The sequence below is a fragment of the Sphingomonas sp. PAMC 26621 genome, assembly GCF_000251145.1.
GTDB lineage: Bacteria > Pseudomonadota > Alphaproteobacteria > Sphingomonadales > Sphingomonadaceae > Sphingomonas.
Genome location: NZ_AIDW01000049.1, coordinates 1 through 2336, shown reverse-complemented (window position 1 = coordinate 2336; position 2336 = coordinate 1). Strand labels below are relative to the sequence as shown.

The window sequence follows — 2336 nt, the reverse complement described above, 5'->3', positions numbered from 1 at the left end:
GGCAACAGCGGCACGGGCAAGACGCATGTCGCGCTCGCCCTCGGGTCTGGCTGCCTGCCAGAAGGGCTTTACCGTGACGTTCACGACCGCGGCCGCGCTGGTCAGCCAGCTGCTGGAAGCGCGCGACGAAGCCGCCTGCTGAAGATGCAGCGCGACCTTGCGGCGGTGAAGCTACTGATCATCGACGAGCTTGGCTATGTACCGCTGTCGCCCACGGGTGCCGAGCTGCTGTTCGAAGTGTTCTCCCAAAGGTACGAGCGTGGCTCCACGATCGTCACCTCCAACCTGCCGTTCGAGGACTGGACCCAGGTGCTGGGCAGCGAGCGGCTCACCGGTGCGCTGCTCGACCGGCTCACCCATCACGTCAGCATCCTGACCATGAACGGCGACAGCTATCGGCTGAAGCAGTCGGCCGGGCGTCGGCGCTCTGCCGCCAGGGCGGAGCAAAACCAGGCCACCGAGATCATCGACCTCGAAACCGGCGAGATCACCACCGCCTGATCGACGACGACACGATATGAAGATGGCCCCGATCGGGGCCATCTTCATATCGTCAGGACCGCATCAACAATGGCCTGCTTTTACTCCGCCCCGATGGCCTGGAATCCGACCGGCGTTGACATTCCGCTGCCAGTGTCCGCGACAATGATGGCAATTCGGTCGGCGTCAGCGCGTGTGCCGGCTGGCCGGTTGGCGGTCGTGATTGTCAAGGTTCCGCCATCGGGCATCGCGTCGCGTGCGTTGACAGCAAGATTTACAACCGCATTTTCAAGCTGCCCCGGATCGACGAATGTCATCCAGAGATCGTCGGCAAGCTTAGTCTCGATCACGATGTCGCCCGAGAGCGTTTGGCTCAGCAAGTCGCGCATCGCCCGGATCAGGGCATTGACCTCGATCGCGGCAGGAGCGAGCGGTTGGCGGCGCGAAAAGGCCAGTAGCCGGCGTGTGAGATCGGCAGCGCGATGGGCCCCATCCATAGCGTTATCGATGTACCGAGTGATGTCGGTGTTACCTTTCGATAGCCTGCGCTGGGCGAGGTCCAGGCTACCGATGACTATGGCGAGCATATTGTTGAAATCGTGAGCTATCCCCCCCGTTAGCTTTCCGACCGCTTCGAGCCGTTCGGTTTGCTGAGCGCGGACGTAGGAAGCTCGGCGAATAGCGATCAACCTCATGATCAGGAAGACCAGCAGCGTAGCCAGTGCTAGACTTGCGATGGCTGCGAGCATCGAGGACAGGCGCCAGCCAATTTGCGAACGATCGATCGTCTCAGACGGCACAGCGACATGAACCGACCAGCCGTTGTCGGCGAGCCTAGTGAATGCCGTATAAGTAGTTAGCTTTTCCCAAGTCACGCTGCGGTAGAAGCCGGATCGACCGCTGGCGATGGCGTTGCGAACATAAATTGTTGCCGGCGTTCCAAGCCTTTCGGGCCATGCCTTGCTGCGAGCGATAAAAAAGCCGCGTCGGTCTACTACGGCGCTGACGCCTTCGGTTGAGGCCGACGCCATCAGAATACGCTGTATCAGCCTTGGATTAAGGCTGACACGCATTAGGTAACGCGGCACTTCCGTTGGTCCGATCGCCAGATACGCCTCGACTTCTGGTACTCCGTTATTGAGCCGAATTTCTTCGCCAACCATTGGATGATGAGCACTGAGGCGCGCGATCTTGCGCGCGACGATCATGTCGATGGCCTTCTCCTGCGGAACGGGCGCACGTAAATCGAAAAGGCTGACCCCACGCTGTAGATCGATCAGGGTAACGTTGCGCCAATCGGGGTCGAGTTGTGCAATGTCTCGCGAACGGGACTGCGCTTCCCGCCAGTTACGCTCCGGAATGGAGCGGATCGTTGCTAGAATCCGCATCTCTTGGCCAACTAGCTTTAGTCTGGAGGCGACCTCGTTCGCTACTTTTGTGATCGTGTCAGCGTCGCGCGTTCCGTTGCGCGCCGGGCGTCCCGGTAGTCCGCACTTACGGTAACAAGGATGTATATCGACAATGGTAGCAGCAGAGCGCCGGCGATCGCCAACACCATGCGCCAGCCCAGCCAATGGGTCCGGTCGATTCCCTTAATCACCATTCGGCCTACGCTATCACCAGTAAAGGGTTGCTTCTATGGGCAACGTCAAACTCTGCGGCCTAACTGTAGCGGCTCGCAATGATGATCGGCCGCAACTGCAATAAACCGCAGTTTCCGGCTCGCGTTGCGTGAGATGGACAAATGTGAACCGCCCCGGGTTTGTCGGAGGCTCCAACTGCTGAGAAGGTGAAGCCATGACGAGCAAGACGACCAACAAGTTTGCGCCCCAAGTCCGCGAGCGAGCGGTGCGGAT

2 protein-coding genes are annotated in these 2336 nt (G+C 59.9%); one reads left to right on the top strand and one right to left on the bottom strand.

Annotation, left to right across the window (positions count from 1 at the left end; translation table 11 throughout):
* On the top strand, positions 1 to 501 hold a 501-nt coding region (locus tag RI03_RS20185; protein ID WP_170318432.1), incomplete at its 5' end, for an ATP-binding protein.
* Between the two features lie 80 nt (positions 502 to 581).
* On the opposite strand, the gene RI03_RS22435 is transcribed toward RI03_RS20185, so the two are convergent.
* Positions 582 to 1868: a histidine kinase dimerization/phospho-acceptor domain-containing protein gene (locus RI03_RS22435; RefSeq protein ID WP_010219540.1), complete on the bottom strand. Its 1287-nt coding sequence runs from the start codon at positions 1866 to 1868 to the stop codon at positions 582 to 584.
* Positions 1869 to 2336: the final 468 nt, after the last annotated feature.